The 16421-nt window shown below is 67.4% G+C and carries 18 protein-coding genes; 3 read left to right on the plus strand and 15 right to left on the minus strand.

Translation table 11 applies throughout. From position 1 onward, the window contains the following. Nucleotides 1-25: 25 nt before the first annotated feature. The 3 genes from WI697_RS09350 to WI697_RS09360 form a co-directional block, all read right to left on the minus strand. On the minus strand, nt 26-781 hold the full coding sequence (locus WI697_RS09350; protein ID WP_345958254.1) for an SDR family oxidoreductase: 756 nt from the start codon (nt 779-781) through the stop codon (nt 26-28). Continuing rightward, a complete protein-coding gene (gene mazG / locus WI697_RS09355) occupies nt 781-1689 on the minus strand; it encodes a nucleoside triphosphate pyrophosphohydrolase (protein WP_345958255.1) in 909 nt (302 codons plus the stop codon). The genes WI697_RS09350 and mazG overlap by 1 nt, the downstream gene beginning before the upstream one ends. Nucleotides 1690-1830: 141 nt before the next feature. Further along, complete coding sequence (locus tag WI697_RS09360; protein ID WP_345958256.1) at nt 1831-2853, minus strand: LLM class flavin-dependent oxidoreductase; 1023 nt, start codon at nt 2851-2853, stop codon at nt 1831-1833. Between the two features lie 266 nt (nt 2854-3119). Here WI697_RS09360 and WI697_RS09365 point away from each other — a divergent pair, with 266 nt between their 5' ends. Next, on the plus strand, nt 3120-3899 hold the full coding sequence (locus tag WI697_RS09365) for a GNAT family N-acetyltransferase (protein ID WP_345958257.1): 780 nt from the start codon (nt 3120-3122) through the stop codon (nt 3897-3899). A 315-nt stretch (nt 3900-4214) separates the two neighbouring features. Here the strand turns inward: WI697_RS09365 and WI697_RS09370 are convergent, their stop codons facing one another. The 5 genes from WI697_RS09370 to WI697_RS09390 all read right to left on the minus strand — a co-directional run bounded on the left by WI697_RS09370 (nt 4215) and on the right by WI697_RS09390 (nt 7500). Further along, the gene (locus WI697_RS09370; protein WP_345958258.1) at nt 4215-4817 is read right to left on the minus strand and encodes a DUF2076 domain-containing protein; all 603 of its coding nucleotides are present in this window, start codon (nt 4815-4817) and stop codon (nt 4215-4217) included. Between the two features lie 148 nt (nt 4818-4965). Then, complete coding sequence (locus tag WI697_RS09375; RefSeq protein WP_014745205.1) at nt 4966-5682, minus strand: Bax inhibitor-1/YccA family protein; 717 nt, start codon at nt 5680-5682, stop codon at nt 4966-4968. Nucleotides 5683-5773: 91 nt separating this feature from the next. Next, on the minus strand, nt 5774-6544 hold the full coding sequence (locus tag WI697_RS09380; protein ID WP_345958259.1) for an anti-sigma factor family protein: 771 nt from the start codon (nt 6542-6544) through the stop codon (nt 5774-5776). After that, nucleotides 6528-7088 (minus strand): sigma-70 family RNA polymerase sigma factor, encoded by a 561-nt coding sequence (locus WI697_RS09385; RefSeq protein WP_345958260.1) that lies wholly within the window; start codon nt 7086-7088, stop codon nt 6528-6530. Before WI697_RS09385 ends, WI697_RS09380 begins: the two co-directional genes overlap by 17 nt. A gap of 70 nt (nt 7089-7158) precedes the next feature. Continuing rightward, complete coding sequence (locus tag WI697_RS09390) at nt 7159-7500, minus strand: YkvA family protein (protein WP_014745202.1); 342 nt, start codon at nt 7498-7500, stop codon at nt 7159-7161. Nucleotides 7501-7694: 194 nt separating this feature from the next. On the opposite strand from WI697_RS09390, the gene WI697_RS09395 reads away from it, so the two are divergent. Next, the gene (locus tag WI697_RS09395; protein WP_345958261.1) at nt 7695-8882 is read left to right on the plus strand and encodes an MFS transporter; all 1188 of its coding nucleotides are present in this window, start codon (nt 7695-7697) and stop codon (nt 8880-8882) included. A 61-nt stretch (nt 8883-8943) separates the two neighbouring features. Continuing rightward, nucleotides 8944-9537 (plus strand): TetR/AcrR family transcriptional regulator, encoded by a 594-nt coding sequence (locus WI697_RS09400; RefSeq protein ID WP_062767695.1) that lies wholly within the window; start codon nt 8944-8946, stop codon nt 9535-9537. 2 nt (nt 9538-9539) lie between these two features. Here the strand turns inward: WI697_RS09400 and WI697_RS09405 are convergent, their stop codons facing one another. The 7 genes from WI697_RS09405 to WI697_RS09435 all read right to left on the minus strand — a co-directional run bounded on the left by WI697_RS09405 (nt 9540) and on the right by WI697_RS09435 (nt 16398). Then, nucleotides 9540-9995 carry a hypothetical protein gene (locus WI697_RS09405; protein ID WP_345958262.1) on the minus strand — a complete coding sequence of 152 codons (456 nt, stop codon included), beginning with the start codon at nt 9993-9995 and terminating at the stop codon, nt 9540-9542. Between the two features lie 8 nt (nt 9996-10003). Continuing rightward, nucleotides 10004-10840, minus strand: a complete 837-nt coding sequence (locus WI697_RS09410) for an MBL fold metallo-hydrolase (protein WP_345958263.1) — start codon at nt 10838-10840, stop codon at nt 10004-10006. Nucleotides 10841-10848: 8 nt separating this feature from the next. Then, nucleotides 10849-11655 (minus strand): TatD family hydrolase, encoded by an 807-nt coding sequence (locus tag WI697_RS09415; protein WP_345958264.1) that lies wholly within the window; start codon nt 11653-11655, stop codon nt 10849-10851. A gap of 55 nt (nt 11656-11710) precedes the next feature. Next, a complete protein-coding gene (gene metG / locus WI697_RS09420) occupies nt 11711-13261 on the minus strand; it encodes a methionine--tRNA ligase (protein WP_345958265.1) in 1551 nt (516 codons plus the stop codon). A gap of 85 nt (nt 13262-13346) precedes the next feature. Then, nucleotides 13347-14474: a DNA polymerase III subunit delta' gene (locus WI697_RS09425; protein WP_345958266.1), complete on the minus strand. Its 1128-nt coding sequence runs from the start codon at nt 14472-14474 to the stop codon at nt 13347-13349. Next, on the minus strand, nt 14471-15145 hold the full coding sequence (gene tmk, locus WI697_RS09430) for a dTMP kinase (RefSeq protein WP_345958267.1): 675 nt from the start codon (nt 15143-15145) through the stop codon (nt 14471-14473). The genes WI697_RS09425 and tmk overlap by 4 nt, the downstream gene beginning before the upstream one ends. A gap of 14 nt (nt 15146-15159) precedes the next feature. Continuing rightward, nucleotides 15160-16398, minus strand: coding sequence for a D-alanyl-D-alanine carboxypeptidase family protein (locus WI697_RS09435; RefSeq protein WP_296710065.1), 1239 nt, complete (start codon nt 16396-16398; stop codon nt 15160-15162). Nucleotides 16399-16421: the final 23 nt, after the last annotated feature.

Consider the following 16421-nt stretch of genomic DNA (forward strand, 5'->3'; position numbering starts at 1 on the left):
TTCTGATGATGGGCTGGGTCCGGCTTCAGCCGCGCTTCACCGCGAAGGCGTTGAAGGCCTGCATGACCGGCATCAGCTCCAGCACGTTGATGTTGAGGTGCCGGGGGGTCTTGCTGACCCAGTGGATGACATTGGCGATGTCATCGGCGCTCATCGGCGTCATGCCTTCATAGACCTTCGCGGCCCGTTCCTTGTCGCCGCCGAAGCGCACCGTGCTGAACTCGGTATCCGCCATGCCCGGCTCGATGCTGGTGACGCGGACATTGGCCCCCAGCAGGTCGGCCCGCAGATTCAGCGAGAACTGGTGCACGAAAGCCTTGGTGCCGCCATAGACATTGCCGCCCGGATAGGGGTAGGTGCCGGCAACCGAGCCCAGATTGATGATATGACCGCGATCGCGGGCGACCATGCCCGGCAGCATCGCGCGGGTCATATAGGTCACACCCTTGATGTTGGTGTCGATCATGGTGTCCCAGTCGTCGAGATCGGCGCTGGGGGCGGGGTTGAGGCCCAGGGCGAGGCCGGCATTGTTGATCAGCACGTCGACGGCGTCGAACGGGGCGGGCAGGGCGGCCATCGCCTCTTCCACGGCCTTGCGGTCGCGCACGTCGAGGGTGACCACATGCACCTCGCCGTCGAGTTCGGCCTTCAGCGCCTCCAGACGCTCGGTACGGCGCCCGACCAGCACCAGACGGTCGCCGGAGGCGGCATAGGCGCGGGCGAGGGCGGCGCCGAAACCGGCGGTCGCGCCGGTGATGAGGACGGTCAGGCGGTCGGACATCACGTCGTCTCCTTGTCTGGTCCGGGGAGGTCTTCAGGTATGCGAGCGGCTTCGGCCTCGGAAGCCTTCACCGCTTGCCAGAGCGCTTCCAGCCGGTCGGCATCGATCGGCCCGCCACCTTCTTCAGCTGTGAGCCGGGCTTCAAGGGCGCGAAACCGCCGCTCGAACTTGGCATCGGCCCGCCGCAGGGCATCTTCGGGATCGAGATGAAGCTTGCGGGCAAGCTGGGCAACGCTGAACAGCAGGTCGCCCACCTCTTCGCGCACGGCGTCGTGATGGCCGGCGTCCATCGCCTCACGCAGCTCCGTCGTCTCTTCGGCGACCTTGTCGAGCACGCCCCGGGCATCCGGCCAGTCGAAGCCGATCCGGGCAGCGCGCTTGCCGAGCTTTGCGGCGCGCATCAGCGCCGGCATCGCCCGGCCGACATCATCCAGCAGGCTTGGGGCGGTTGCCGGGGCGGCATCGGCGCGGGCGGCCTTGGCGGCGCGTTCTTCCGCCTTGATATCCTCCCAGCGCCGGCGCACGGCATCCTGGTCGGCGCCGCCATCCTCCGCAAAGACATGAGGATGCCGGCGGATCATCTTGGTGACGATCGCCTCCACCACATCAGGGAAGGCGAAGGCACCGGCCTCTTCGGCCATGCGGGCATGGAAGACCACCTGGAGCAGCAGATCGCCCAACTCGTCGACCAGATCGGCCATGGAGCCGCGATCGATGGCGTCCGCAACCTCGTAGGCTTCCTCGATCGTATAGGGTGCAATGGTCGAGAAATCCTGGGCGACGTCCCAGGGGCAGCCGCTCTCGGGGTCGCGCAGCCGCGCCATCACCCGCAGCAGGGCCCGGATGTCGCGGCGGTCCGCGGCTGCGTCGTCGGGCAGGGCGGGGCGGGCAGGGGCGGCGTCCGTCATCGGGCGGCTTCCATCTGGATGGAGAGGGGCGGCTTCGGCCGTGTCGGGCCCCTTTCATACCGCCGCCGCCGCCCCGGGTCCATGATGAACCACCGCAGGTCCATTTGGTGGATTTCCGCACGGCACAGGCCGTCCGGCGGGTCAGGCGGCCTGCGCCGCTTCGGTCTTCAGCTCCGAGACGATCGAGAACGACCGCCGACGCAGATTCTGGTCGTAGATCGCCGCATTGATCATCACCTCATTGGCACCGGTCAGCCCGATCAAGCGTTCCAGCCCCTTGCGGACGGTCTCGCGGCCACCGATGATCGAGGCGCCGAGGAAGTCTTCCACGGCCCGGGCTTCGTGCACCGACCAGAGCGCGTCCATGTCGTCCACCGGCGGTGCCAGCGGCTGCATGTCGTTGCGGATCAGGTTCAGCACGTGCTGCTTTGCCGAGGTCGAGAGATAGTCGGCCTCCTCGTCGGTCTCGGCGGCAATCACGTTGGTGCCGATCATCGCATAGGGGGCCTGCAGCGTCTCCGACGGCTCGAAGGCCCGGCGATAGATCGCCAGTGCCTCCAGCATGTAGCGCGGTGCAAACTGGCCTGCGAAGGCGAAAGGCAGGCCCAGCTTGCCGGCAAGGCGCGCGCTGAAATCACTGGAGCCGAGCAGCCAGATCGGTACCTCCAGGCCTTCGCCCGGAATCGCCCGCACCCGGCGTGGCGACGAGGATTCCGGCTTGGCCAGGAAGCCGCGCAGCTCCATCAGCAGGGCAGGGAAGTCTTCGGGGCGGCCGGTCAGGTCGCGGCGCAGCGCCCGTGCGGTCAAGCCGTCGGTTCCGGGCGCCCGTCCGAGGCCCAGATCGATGCGGCCCGGATACAGGCTCTCCAGCGTTCCGAACTGTTCGGCGACGATCAAGGGGGCGTGATTGGGCAGCATGATGCCGCCGGATCCGACGCGAATCCGGCGCGTGCCTCCGGCAATATGGCCGATGAGGATGGCGGTGGCCGAACTGGCGACGCCGGGAATGTTGTGATGCTCCGCCAGCCAGTAGCGGGTGTAGCCCAACTCGTCGACATGGCGCGCCAGAGCGAGGCTGTCGGCATAGCTTTGGGCAATCGGATGGCCGGCCCTGATCGGCGACAGGTCCAGCACGGAGATCCGGGTTTGGGCAAGAAGGCTCATGGAATGCGGGCTCCCGGTCGGGTTCGGGTGGTCCGGTCTATATAAGACCGATTCGGTCGGGATTGCACCTGTCGCGTTGCATGATCGCGCCCTTCCAGGCATTCTTGATAATCGCATAAGCAACATTATGGAAAATAAGACCTGGATTATGGGGAGTGTTGTCATGGCTGGCATATGGCTTGATGACCGGTGCCCGGTCTTGATGCATTCTGCCGCGCCACACTGCCAGCCAGACCCGAGGGTCGGTAAGCCATAAGGGATCGACATTGACCGACCTCCGACATGGGACAGCGATCCCCAACTGGTATCGCGCCGAGGATCATTTCTTCACGGCCATCAGCGCCCAAAATGAAGGCTTCGGGCGAGGTGTCCGGGCCTATGTCACCGGCGTGGAAACGGCTGCCCTGAACCTGCTGTCCCTGCATCTGCCGGCCGAAGCGCCGGACGCCGCGGCTGATCGTGGGGTTGCCTTCATGACCGGCGCCGGCCTGCCCTTCTCGCTCGCTTTGCCCGAAGACCGGGTGTCGGCATACGAAGCCTGGGCCGCCGGCTACGGACTGACGCCGTCCGGGATTACGACCGCGATGACGATCGATCCGGCGAAGCGGCAGCCCCGGCCGGGTGCCGTCGGCACCGACCTTGTGGTCCGGGCCATCGATGACCTTGAGGTCTGGAGCCGCCCCTTGGCCGAAGCTTTCGGCGGCGGACCCCAGATTTCGCGGCAGTATAGCGATCGCCACCATGCAGCCAGGCATGCTGGACATCGTCTGGTGCATCTGACCGGCTTCGTAGAGGACGAGCCGGTCTGCTCGGTGACCCTGTCCATGGCGGGCCGGATTGCGCGCCTCGACGATGTCGGCACGCTGCCGGCCCGTCAGGGGCGCGGCTATGGCAGCCGGCTGGTCGCTCACGCCCTGCAGCTGGCAGAGATGCGGGGTGCCCTCGCCTGCTGTCTGGAGGCATCCGTCGACGGCACGGCGCTCTATACCCATGCCGGCTTCGTCGAGCTGTTCCGCATCATGATCTTTGCTCGCGACGAGGCCTGAGCCGAAAATACGTAACCCGGCAAGTTTTCGGCTCAGGCCTCAAGGGCCTCGGCCGACAAAAAAATGCCGGGAAACGGCAAACCGTTTCCCGGCCAAGTCACTTCCGCATCGGCGACCGATCCGGGGGCAACCGGATCGGTTGGGCAAGGCTTCCGGCCGTCAGGGCGGACGGGTCGGAAGCGGACCGGCACGAGACGTGGGCAGGGTCGAAATGGCCGTGCCGGTCGGTGTCAGCGAAGCGCCAGGGGTCTCGAGGACGACTTCGCCGAACGTCGGACCATCGGGCTGAACATGGGCAGCCAGCCCGATGGAAAATCAGAACAATTCCTCGTCACCGCCGAAGAAGTCGCCACCCTCGTCGGCCATCATGTCGGCCGCGGGATCAAGCTCTTCGGGCATGGCTTCGGTTGCGGCCGCCATGGCTTCATCGGGTGCGAGCATGCCGGCGATCATGTTGCCGAGCACCACGCCGCCCGCGACACCCATGGCGGTCTGGGCGGCACCCGCCAGGAACCCGCCGCCGGAACGCTGAGGCTGCGCCCCCCAGGGGGCCCCGCCCGGCTGCTGACCGTATCCCGGCTGCTGCTGGCCATAGCCCTGCTGAGCATATGCCTGCCGGGGCTGCGGCTGCGGACTCTGGCGGCTGCCGCCGCCGAACAGGCCGGAGAGGAAGCCACCGCCCGAGGCGGGGCGGCTGGCGAGCTGCTGCTCCAGCTCCTGGATACGGGCCTGCGCCGCGTTCAGCGCATGCTCCTGGATGACGATGGTCTGCGCCATGTAGTAGGGCGAGCCGGGCTGCGCGTCGACGCGCTGACGGATGAACTGCTCTGCCTCGGCATCGCGCGCACCGGCGCTGCGTTCGACCTGGCCGAGCTTGGCAAAGAGGTCGTCGATGGCTTTGCGGTCCTGGGCGTCCATGACGTGATCTGTTCCCGTGATGACGGATGACGTGTGATGATAGTCGCAGCCTGGCGGACTTCGCGCGGGACGCGAGGTGCTGGCGGCACCCCTGCCCTCCGGCACCGGGCGGAGGCCTTGAAGCCCCCTGCCCCGGCACCGGCGGCCGTCACTCCTCGCGCTGACCGGTCAGGCTCAGCAGCAGCTGGAAGAGGTTGACGAAGTTCAGGTAGAGCGAGAACGCGCCGAACACCGCCAGCTTCTGGCTCGATTCATGGTCCCAGTTCTCGGAGTACTGCTCCTTGATCGACTGGGTGTCCCAGGCGGTCAGGCCGACGAAGACCAGAACGCCTGCCACCGAGACCACGAACTGGAGCATCGACGAGCCGATGAAGATGTTCACCAGGCTGGCGATGATCACGCCGATCAGGCCCATGACCAGGAACGAGCCGAACTTCGACAGGTCCCGCTTGGTGGTGTAGCCGTAAAGGCTGGTGGCGCCGAACATGGCGGCCGTGATGAAGAAGGTCCGGGCGATGCTGGCGCCGGTGAACACCAGGAAGATCGACGACAGCGACAGGCCCATGACCGCACAGAAGGCCCAAAAGGCGGTCTGTGCTCCGGCAGCCGACATCTTGTGGATGCGGAACGAGAACACGAGCACGAAGGCGAGCGGCGCCAGCATCACCACCCATTTGAGCGGCGTGCTGAAGATCGGCACATAAAGTGCGGGCGTGGTGCCCACCACGAATGCGACGATGCCGGTGAGGACGAGCCCCAGGGCCATGTAGTTGTAGACCCGGAGCATGTGCCGCCGGAGGCCTTCGTCAAACGCGGCGCCCGTCTGGGCGTATGCCGCTTCGCGGGCGAAGGGTGGCAGGTTCATCTGGTGTGGTCCCCTTTGGGGGCCCGTTCCGGGCGGCATTGCCGCCGGGGGCCCTCGTCAACTCATTGCCGTTGCGTTTGCGTTCGATCGTTCAGTAGAGGCTGCGGGCCAGGCGATCCGCGGCTTTGCCGAGATCGCGCGGGTCCGTGACAGAGGCGGTCAGGACATAGGCCTGATCGCCGATCTGCCAGAAGGCGGCCGCCTCGTCTTCCGCCTTCACTTCCTGCGGCCAGGAGACGTCGAACTCGTCGACCCTGACCGCGAAGAGCGACATCCGTCCGAGTTTCCGGTCCTCGATCGTCATCTCGACACTCGGGCCGTCATTGGACGGAAAAACCTGGACATCGATCACGCGCCAGTCTTCCGGCAGAACCGGCAGGGAAATGCGCGTGGCCTGGCGGATTTCCTGGGCGTCGAAGGCCGCTGCCGTCGGCGCGGACACCATGCCGTGACGAAGCATCGCCACCCGATGCGCCATCAGCGCCTCGTCTACGAAGCCCGGCGGCGTGGGGGCCGCCTCGCTGGTCGAGATGCCACCGAACTGAGCATGGGCCGCCCAGCCGATCGACAGCAGGGCAACCACCGCTGCCGCCCGCTGCATCCGACGCATCACGCCGGTAAAGGCCAGACCGCGTTCCACACGCCGCGCCGCATCGATCAGCCGCGGCGACGGGCGGCCCTGGGCGCCACCGAAGGCGATCCGGAGCGCATCGCGGGTGCGCAGATCGGCCATCACCTGCGCCGCCACATCGGGATGGCGGGACAGGTAATCCTCAACTTCCATCCGCCGCGCAATGTCGAGCTGTCCGTCGACATAGGCATGCAGATCGAAGTCGGGCAGGCGCTCAGTCGGTGCCGTCATCCGACCCTCCAACGATTCGAAGCTTCGGCGGGGAACCGGCGGTCCGCGCCGCTGCGGGCCCGGCCTCGTCGAGCGCCCGAAGGGCAGCCCGCGCGCGGCCGATCCGCGACATCAATGTTCCCACCGGCACGTCGAGCGCTGCCGCCGCTTCCTGGTAGGACAACCCTTCGATCGCCACCAGGTGCAGCGCTTCGCGCTGCTCGTCGGGGAGCTGCAGGAATGCCCGCCGCACCTCGTCGAGCCGGACCGCGTCGTCCTGGGCCGGTTCCGCATGCAGCGGTTCCAGCTCGGCCGAGCGTTCCTCGCGGGTCTGACGCGCCAGCCGCGCGCGCCGGGCGGAGACGAAGGTGTTGTGCACGATCGCCAGCAGCCAGCCCTTCAGATTGCCGCCGCTGCGAAAGCTGCCCCGCTTTTCATAGGCGCGGACCAGCGCGTCGTGCACGAGATCCTCGGCATCCGCCTCGTCGCGGGTCAGCACCCGGGCATAACGCCGAAGCGCCCCCAGTTCCCCAACCACATCGAAGCCATTGCGTGTCGTGCTCATATCCCGTAGACGCAGCGACGGCCGGGTTTCATCCCGGCCGTCGTATTTTTTTCGGAATTTTTTGACCCGGTCAGTTGCGGGTCCAGCGGGGCTCCCGCGCCGGCTCCGACGGCCGGCCGAACCAGCGGTCGAACAGCCGGTTCACCCGGCCGCGATGGTCGTCCAGAACCTCAGGCGGCGTTCGCCGTTCAGCCCAGCGCAAGCCGAAACTCACCACGGCGATATCGTCCAGGATGCCGAAGATCATCAGCACATCGGGGATGAGGTCGAGCGGGCTCACCACATAGGCAAGCACGCCGATCACAGCAGCCCTGGCCGCCCAACTCTGACGGCGGTCACGGATGCTGGAGACGAGGGCAAGGGCATCGCGCCCGAGCAGGGCAGCGACGCGGAACAGGCGCAGTCGGGCCATGGCTGGCTGCGTCTCCCATTCGAGAGGGGCGGCGAAGGATTCGACCGCCCGGCGGGGGGCGTGCCCCGGCACTCTTCACATGGGAACGGCGGACGGCCTTGCCAAGATCCCGGCCCCCGCCCCTGCTTTCCCCTTGCGCGACCGACCGTCTCAGGCGCATATCTTAACAACGATAAGATTGGAGGATATGCCTCATGACCATGCAGTCCGGTTCCGCGCCGGCAGCCGATCGGCGCCTGATCCTGCTTCTCGCCGGCATGGCCGGCCTTGGGGAGTTTGCCGCCACGGCCTGGCTGCCGGCCCTGCCGGCCGTGGCGAATGATCTGGGGGTCGGCCTTGGGACCGTGCAGGCAACGGTGACCGCGGGTCTGATCGCCTTCGCCCTCGCCAACCCGATCCTGGGGCCGCTTTCCGACCGCATCGGGCGTCGTCGGGTGCTGGTGCCGGGATTTGCGGCATACCTTGTCGGCTGTGTGATCGCGATGGCGGCACCTTCGGCGATCTGGCTGATTCCGGCGCGCATTCTTCAGGCCGTCGGTGCCTGTGCCGGACTTGTGGTCGGCCGCGCAATCGCCCGTGACCGTCATGACGGGGCGGCGCTGACGCGGATCATGGCCCTGATCACCCTGGTCTTCTCCGTCGCTCCGGTGGCGGCGCCGCTGATCGGAGGACTTCTGACCGATGGTGTCGGCTGGCGGGCGATCTTCCTGGTCGCCTTCGTCTATGCCGCCCTGCTGCTGCCGCTTCTGCGCGGGTTGCCTGAAACGCGGCCGTCGGGCACCGCCGCCACGCCGATCGCCACCCTGCCGCGCAGCTATGCCGGAATGCTGCGCGAGCCGGGCGTCGGTACTGCCCTTGCCGGCAGCGCACTGCTTCTTGCGGCGCTGTTCGTCTTTCTGGTTGGGGCGCCCGCGATTTTCGTGCAGGGCCTGGGGCTGGGCGCATCGGTGGTCGGCACGTTTCCGCTCCTCACCGTGGGTGGGTTCGTCATCGGGACCGTGCTTGCCGCGCGGCTGGCAGATCGCATGCGTCCGCGCAGTCTGATGCGGGTCGGCGCCGGCATCGCCGTTGCCGGTACGCTCGCCATGCTCACCCTTCCGGTGGCTCCGCTACCGACGCTTGCCGCCATGGCGATCTTCGATCTGGGGCTCGGTCTGGTGCTGCCGGTGGTCGGCAGCACGGTCATGACGGCATTTTCCAGCCGGGCCGGTCTGGCATCGGGATTGATCGGCCTTGTTCAGATCACCGGTGGCGCCTTGGGGGCCGGCCTGGTGCCTGCGGTCGGTGGTCCGGCCGAACTGGCCGTTCCTGCTCTTATGAGCGGGCTCGCCGGCGCCGCCTGCCTCTGCTTTCTGGCCAGGGAGGCGGGCGGAAGCCGTTGAACAATCGGCTGGCCCTGATCACTATGGCCGCGCAGTGCTGTCAGCGTCACGGAAAGGGCCGATGGCCAAGGCCAGATATCATCACGGCGACCTTCCCAGAATGCTGGTCGAGGCGGCGATCGTTCATCTCAAGGATCACGACGCCTCGACCCTGGGGTTGAGGCCGCTTGCCAAGGCGGTCGGGGTGTCGGAGGCGGCCCCCTATCATCACTTCGCCGACCGGCGCGCGTTCGAGCACGCGGTGATGATCGAGGGCTATGCCCTGCTCCGGGCGCGCTGTCTGGCCGTGGCACCCCAATCGCTACGCGACCTGCTGGATGCCTATGTCGGCTTCGCCGTGGAGCATCCCAATCTCTTCCGGCTGATCCACCGCTCGGGCGAGGCCCGTGATCCCGCCAATGCAGCGCTTGCGGCCGCGTCGGAAGCCGCCTTCGCCCCCTTGCTTGCGGAAGTGCGCCGTCGGGCGCAGATGGCCGGAGTTTGCGAGGCGGATCGGATCGGCTTTCTGGCCCTGATGGTCTGGACCCAGGTTCACGGCCTTGCCGAGGTCGTGATCTCGGATTTCCTGCGGCTTGGTGCCGACGGCGCGAGCTTCAGGGAGCGCGCCTATGCCTATATCGAGGCCGGGCTTCGCACGGCGCTGACCGCTGACTGAGATCAGCTCCGCCGCTTGCGGGCCCGGTCGTCATTGTGGCGCCTGTGCGGCGCATCGGTCTGGACGGGCCTCGTTCCGCCCTTCCGGCTTTCGCTCTTCCGGCTTCCGCCCTTCCGGCTTCCGCCCTTCCGGCCCGTATCCTGCGAGGCCGTCTCCCGTGCCTTCCCTCGCGCCAGCCAGGCGGAGCGCAGCCCGAACACGGCCATGCCGCCGGCGATGGTGAGCAGGGTCGCCGAGGCGATGACCATCCCGAACGTGTCGCCGGTGAGGGCCTCGTCGAAGCCGTAACGATAGACCAGCCCCCGGAACAGGCCGAAGAACAGCCCGCCCGCCACAAGCATCCAGAGCAGCTTGTGGAGCGGCCGGTCAGTCTGCCAGCCCAGAACGGCACACAGGATCCAGAGGATCGGATCCCGCAGCGTGCCGAGGAAGATGGTCTTGATGATCAGGGGATCCATGATGCCGCTCACCCTTCCTCGGTCTCATAGGCCAGCTCGACCGCCAGGCCGTCGAAGGCGGGCTCGATGCCCTCGGGCAGCTTCGCTGCCAGTGCTGCATGGCCCATTTCGTGGTTCATATGGGTGAGCAATGCCCGCTCGGGCGCCACCCGGTCGATCCAGCCCAGGGTCTGGCTCAGCCAGGAATGGGTCATGTGCGGCCGCTCGCGCAGGCAGTCGACGATCCAGAGCCGGGTGCCGGCCAGCACATCGAAAGCGGCATCGTCGAGCGCATTCACATCGGTCGAATAGGCGATCGGTCCGAAGCGGAAGCCAAGGCTGGTGATCCGGCCATGGGTCTGCGGGAAGGCCTCGATGCGGATATCGCCGACCGTAAACACGGCGTCCTGCGCGATCCGCATGGCCTCGGCCGTCGGCGGATAGAGCGGGTTTGGTTTGGCCGGGTTCGGGAAGACGTAGCGAAAGCCGTCGAACAGCCGATCGATGGTGAAATCGTCGCCATAGACCGGCGTCGGCCGGTCGGTCCGGAAGGCGAAAGGCCGCAGGTCGTCGATGCCGTGGATATGGTCGGCATGAGCATGGGTGTAGAGCACCGCATCCAGCCGATCGACCCGCGCTGTCAGCATCTGGTCGCGGAAATCCGGCCCGGTATCGACCACGATGCGGGTGGTCGCGGTCTCGACCATGATCGAGGCACGACGGCGGCGGTCGCGCGGATCGGACGACAGGCAGACCGGACAGCCACAGCCCACCACCGGCACGCCCGCAGACGTGCCCGACCCCAGCACCACCACGCGGATCCGCCCGGGGGCGGGCGGTGTGCGCGGGTCAGGGTGCGGGGGCATCGGCGACATCACGCTCCGGTGGCCCCCGTCGCGGCAGGACGGATCGCCTTGGAGAACAGGCGGTAGAAATTGTCGGTGGTGACCGTTCCCAACTCGTCCGCCGTCACCTCCTTCAGTCCGGCCAGGAAGGCGGCGGTATGGGCGACGAAGGCCGGCTCGTTGCGCTTGCCACGCTTCGGCACCGGCGCCAGATAGGGGGCGTCGGTTTCGACAAGCAGACGGTCCAGCGGCACGCGCTTCACGGTCTGGCGCAGGTCTTCGGCATTGCGGAAGGTGATGATGCCCGAGATGGAGATGGACATCCCCATCTCGAGTGCCGCATCCGCCAGGCGGTCGGTTCCGGTGAAGCAGTGGATCAGGCCCGGAAAGGCGCCCTTCCCCATCTGCCGGGTCAGCACGTCGATGGTGTCGTCATCGGCATCGCGGGTGTGGATGATCACCGGCAGGCCGGTGGCGCGGGCGGCCTCGCAATGGGCCTCGAAGGTCCGGATCTGGTCCTCGCGCGGGCTTTTGCCGTAATAGTAGTCGAGCCCGGTTTCGCCGATGCCGATCACCTTGGCATCGGGGGCGGCCAGGCCGATCAGCGTCTCCGCCGCGACCGGTCCCTCGGGGCCGGCCTCGTGCGGATGGATGCCGACCGAGCACCAGACATCGTCATGGGCTTCCGCCACCGCGCGCATCCGCTCGTAAGTGGAGAGCCGGGTGGAGATGGTCTGGAAGGCGATCACGCCCGAGGCGCGGGCCGCGTCGAGTACGGCATCGAGTTCCTCGGCAAAATCGGGGAAATCGAGATGGCAGTGGCTGTCGACCAGCATGTGACCCGTCTTCGTTCCGGATGATCGGTCGGCTGCGCGTCTCTTCGCGGATGCGTCAGCCTTCAGTCTTCGCAGTCGTGTCGATGCGCGGGAAGATCGGCTGCGGCGCCGCGATCTCGCAGCCGGGCACCAGAGCGTGCTTGGTGCCGAGTGCCGTGAAGCTGCGATCGGCGGCATCGACCTTCAGGAAGTCCAGGATGCGCGCTGCCGAGGTCGGCAGGAAGGGCTGCACCACGATCGCCAGATGGCGGATGGTCTCCATCAGGATATAGAGCACCCGGTTCATCGCATCCGGATCGGTCTTGCGCAGCGTCCACGGCGCCTCGCGATCGATATAGCGGTTGGCCGCGCCGACGGTGGCCCAGATTTCTTCCAGCGCCTTGTTGTAGGCCTGGGCGGTCACCAGCGGGCGCACGCGGCTGATCAGGTTGTGGGCCTCGGCGATCAGCGGCTCCTGGGCGAGCATGGCGGCATCGACGCCGGGGCTCGGCACCTTGCCCGCGCAGTTCTTGGTCACCATCGACAGCACGCGCTGCACCAGATTGCCGAAATCATTGGCGAGATCGTTGTTGATCCGCCCGATCATCGCCTGGCGCGAGAAGTCGCCATCATTGCCGAAGGGCACTTCGCGGAGCAGGAAATAGCGGGTCTGATCCAGGCCATAGGTCGACACCAGGTCGTGCGGATCGACCGTGTTGCCCAGGCTCTTGGACATCTTCTCGCCTTCGATCGTCCACCAGCCATGGGCGAACACCCGGCGTGGCGGGGTCAGGCCGGCAGCCATCAGGAAAGCGGGCCAGTAGACGGCGTGGAAGCGGACGATGTCCTTGCCGACGGTGTGATGCACGGTCGGCCAGAAGGTCTTGAAACGCTCGTCCGAGGTGTCGGGATAGCCGATCGCGGTCAGATAGTTGGTGAGCGCATCGATCCAGACATACATCACATGGGCCGGATCGCCCGGCACAGGCACGCCCCACGAGAAGGTGGTCCGCGACACCGACAGGTCGTTGAGCCCGCTGCGGATGAAGCTCAGCACCTCGTTGCGCCGGCCGACCGGCTGAATGGCGTCGGGGTTGCGCTCGTAATGCGCCAGCAGCTTCTCGCCCCAGGCCGAAAGCCGGAAGAAGTAGCTGGGCTCCTCCACCCATTCCACCTCGGCGCCGGTCGGGGCCTTGCCGTTGACCAGCTCGCTTTCCTGATAGAAGGCTTCGTCGCGGACCGAATACCAGCCGGCATAGGAGCCGAGATAGATCTCGCCCTTGTCGACCAGGGTCTTCCACAGTGCCTGACAGGCGTCGCGGTGACGGGGCTCGGTGGTGCGGATGAAATCGTCATTGCTGACGTTCAGCAGACCGGTCAGTTCGCGAAAGCGCTCCGAGACATCATCGGTGAAGGTCTGCGGGTCGACCCCTTTCAGCTCGGCCGATTTGGCGACCTTCTGGCCATGTTCGTCCGTGCCGGTCAGGAACATCACCCGCTTGCCGTCCAGACGCATGAACCGGGCCACCACGTCGCACGAGATCGTCGTGTAGGCGTGCCCGATATGGGGCTTGTCGTTGACGTAATAGATCGGCGTCGTGACGTAGAAGGCGTCGGCCGCGGACATCGGGCGTCTCCGGACAGGGGAGGGCCGGCCGCTCACGGGGTCGCGGGGCCGGGTCGGTCTCATCTCGGCATCGTGTACGGCGTCGTCAACCGCTCGCCGCCGCGAACTCGGCAACGACGGTGATCAGCACCTGCTTGCGGTCGAGATTTGCGGAGAGCGCCTGGCGGAGCCGCGCGCTCAACCTATCCCACAGCTCGACCCATTGTTCAAGGGGACGCGCCCCGGCCAGACGCGCGGCCAGGCGCGCCTCGCCGGGGATTACCTCCTGGCCGATCCCGCCCATGCGTGCATGGGCGCGCAGCCAGCGGGCCATCCACCAGCCCCAGGCCTCGACCAGGGTCTCATAGGCCTCCAGCGCATCGGGTCGGCCCACCGCCTCCCCCAGCGCAATCAGGGCCTTCCAGTCCGGCACCGGCCGGCCGGTGTCGAGGCAGGCGATCAGGGCAGCCAGCAGCTCGGGCCCCTGCCCCTGCGCAAGCGTCAGGGCGCGGCCGGGTGCGCCTTCCGCCATGACCCGGGCGACCGCGCGCCGAGATGGCGCAAGTTCCGGCAGGCGCGCGGTCAGAAAGCGCTCCATCCGCGCATCGTCGAGCGGCGCCAGCGCCAGCCGTCGGGCGCGGGAGCGGATGGTGGGCAGCAGCCGGCCGGGCGCATGGGCAACCATCAGGATCAGCGCCTGCGCCGGCGGTTCTTCCAGCAGCTTCAGCACCGAATTGGCGGCATTGCGGTTCATCTCGTCGGCGGCATCGATAATCACCACCCGCCAGCCACCGGCGGCCGATGTCTGGCCCAGAAACGGGCGAAGTTCCCGGGCCTCGCCCACGGTGATCTCGGTGCGCGGGCGGCCCCGGTCGTCCAACCCGCGCTCCAGCACCAGCAGGTCGGGATGACTGCCGGCCGCGATCCGCCGGGCGGCCGGATGCTCGGCGGAGATGTCGAGACTTGCAGGCGGTGTCGCGGGATCGAAGAGCGGCGGGCCACCGAACAGCCCGGCACCCTCGGTCGCGGCCCGGGCGGCATCCTCGGTGGTCGCCAGCACGAAGCGGGCGATCCGATAGGCAAGCGTCGCCTTGCCCAGCCCGCGCGGCCCGGTGATCATCCAGGCATGGGCGAGCCGGCCGCCGTTCCAGGTCTCCAGAAAGCCCCGCTCCGCAGCCTCGTGCCCCACCAGCTGGGGCGTGAACCGCGGATGGCCCGAGACGGCCTCGCTCATAGGCCCGCGTCCCGGCCGGGGGCCAGGCGGCCGGCTACCACCTCGCGGATGGCGATCTCGACCGCGTCGATATCGGCGGTGGCATCCACGACCGCGCATCTTGCGGGCTCTGCTGCAGCGATGGCCAGAAAGGCCTGTCGCAGCGCCTGATGGAAATCGATCCCCATGCGCTCGAACCGGTCTTCGCCGGCGCCGGGCGCCGCAGGCGCCGCGGTTTCGATCCGCCGCCCGGCGCGGGCCAGGCCGGTTTCGGGCGGAAGATCCAGGATCACGGTCAGATCCGGCATCAGCCCGTCCAGCACCCAGCCTTCAAGCGTCGCGATGACGGCGGGGTCCAGCCCGCGGGCGCCGCCCTGATAGGCGCGGGTGCTGTCGATGAAGCGGTCGGAAATCACCCAGCGCCCGGCATCGAGCGCCGGGCGGATGGTCTGCTCGACATGATTGCGCCGGGCGGCCGCGAGCAGCAGGGTTTCCGACAGCACGTCCCAGCGGGCGACATCCCCCTGGGTCAGCAGCGGACGGATCGCTTCGGCGCCGGCCGCCCCTCCCGGTTCGCGGGTCTCGACCACATCGATCCCCTGCCCGCGCAGATGCCGCGCCAGACGGCGAAGCTGGGTGGACTTGCCACCCCCCTCCCCGCCTTCCAGGGTAATGAAGCGGCCGCGCGCCATCACTGCTGGGCCCGTCACTGCTGGGTCTGGGGTTCGCCGCCGCCGGCAGCGCCCGAGACGAAGTGCGAGATCGCAGCCAGAATCCGGCCGACCGGCCCGGCCTCGGCCACGTTCTGGCCGGCGACCAGCGGCACCGAAAGCGGCTCGACGCCGGGCACGTCGACCACCAGCTTCGCGATCTCCTGACCCTGGGCGATCGGTGCCTGGATCGGACCCTCATAGACCACCTTGGCAGCCAGATTGTCGCGATCGGCCACCGGCAGGGTGACGACCAGATCCCGCGCTGGTACCAGCGGCACGGTGCCCTGATCGCCCAGCCAGACCTCGGCGCTCTCCACCACCTCGCCGGCGGAGAACAGCTTGCGGTTCTCGAATTCGCGCATGCCCCAGGACAGCAGCCGCTCGCCCTCGTTGGAGCGTTCGTTGACGTTGCCGAGGCCGTTCACGACCATGATCAGCCGCCGGTCACCCTGCTTCATCGACGCGGTCAGACCGTAGCCGCCGGCTTCGGTGTGGCCGGTCTTCATGCCGTCGACGCCGATATCCTTGTAAAGCAGCGGGTTGCGGTTGCCCTGTTTGATGCCGTTATAAGTGTATTCGGTCTCGGAATAGAATTTATAGAACTCGGGGAAGTCGTCGATGATCCGCCGGGCGAGCGTCGAGAGGTCGCGGGCCGTCATATAATGCTCGGGATCGGGCCAGCCCGAGGCATTCATGAAGTGGCTGCCGGTCATGCCCAGCTCGCGGGCCTTTTCGTTCATCAGCCGTGCGAAGGCCTCTTCGCTGCCGGCCAGACCTTCGGCCACCACGACGCAGGCGTCGTTACCGGACTGGACGATGATGCCCTGGATCAGGTCCTGAACCTTCACCCGGGTGTTCACCTCTACGAACATCTTGGAGCCGCCCATCCGCCAGGCGCGTTCGCTGACCGGGAAGGCGTCGTCCATCGACACACGGCCTTCCTTGATGCGCTCGAACAGGATGTAGGCGGTCATCAGCTTGCTCATCGACGACGGCGCCATGCGCTCGTCGGCGTTCTTGGCGTAGAGCACGGCACCGGTGGTGTCGTCGAGCAGGATGGCCTGCTTGGCGGCGCTTTCGAAATGGGGGGCGGCGGCAAGCGCCGTCCCGGAAGCCAGCACCGACGCCAGCAGGGCGATACCGGCGCTCATCCGTGCCGTGACGCCGCGGATGTCGCGCCGGCGGCGGGGGAACGTCGTGCCGTTGCGCAAGCTCTGTGCGATCACCGTCATGCTCTTTCGATAGCTCGTCTGCT

The sequence above is a fragment of the Tistrella mobilis genome (assembly GCF_039634785.1).
Classification (GTDB): Bacteria; Pseudomonadota; Alphaproteobacteria; order Tistrellales; family Tistrellaceae; genus Tistrella; species Tistrella mobilis.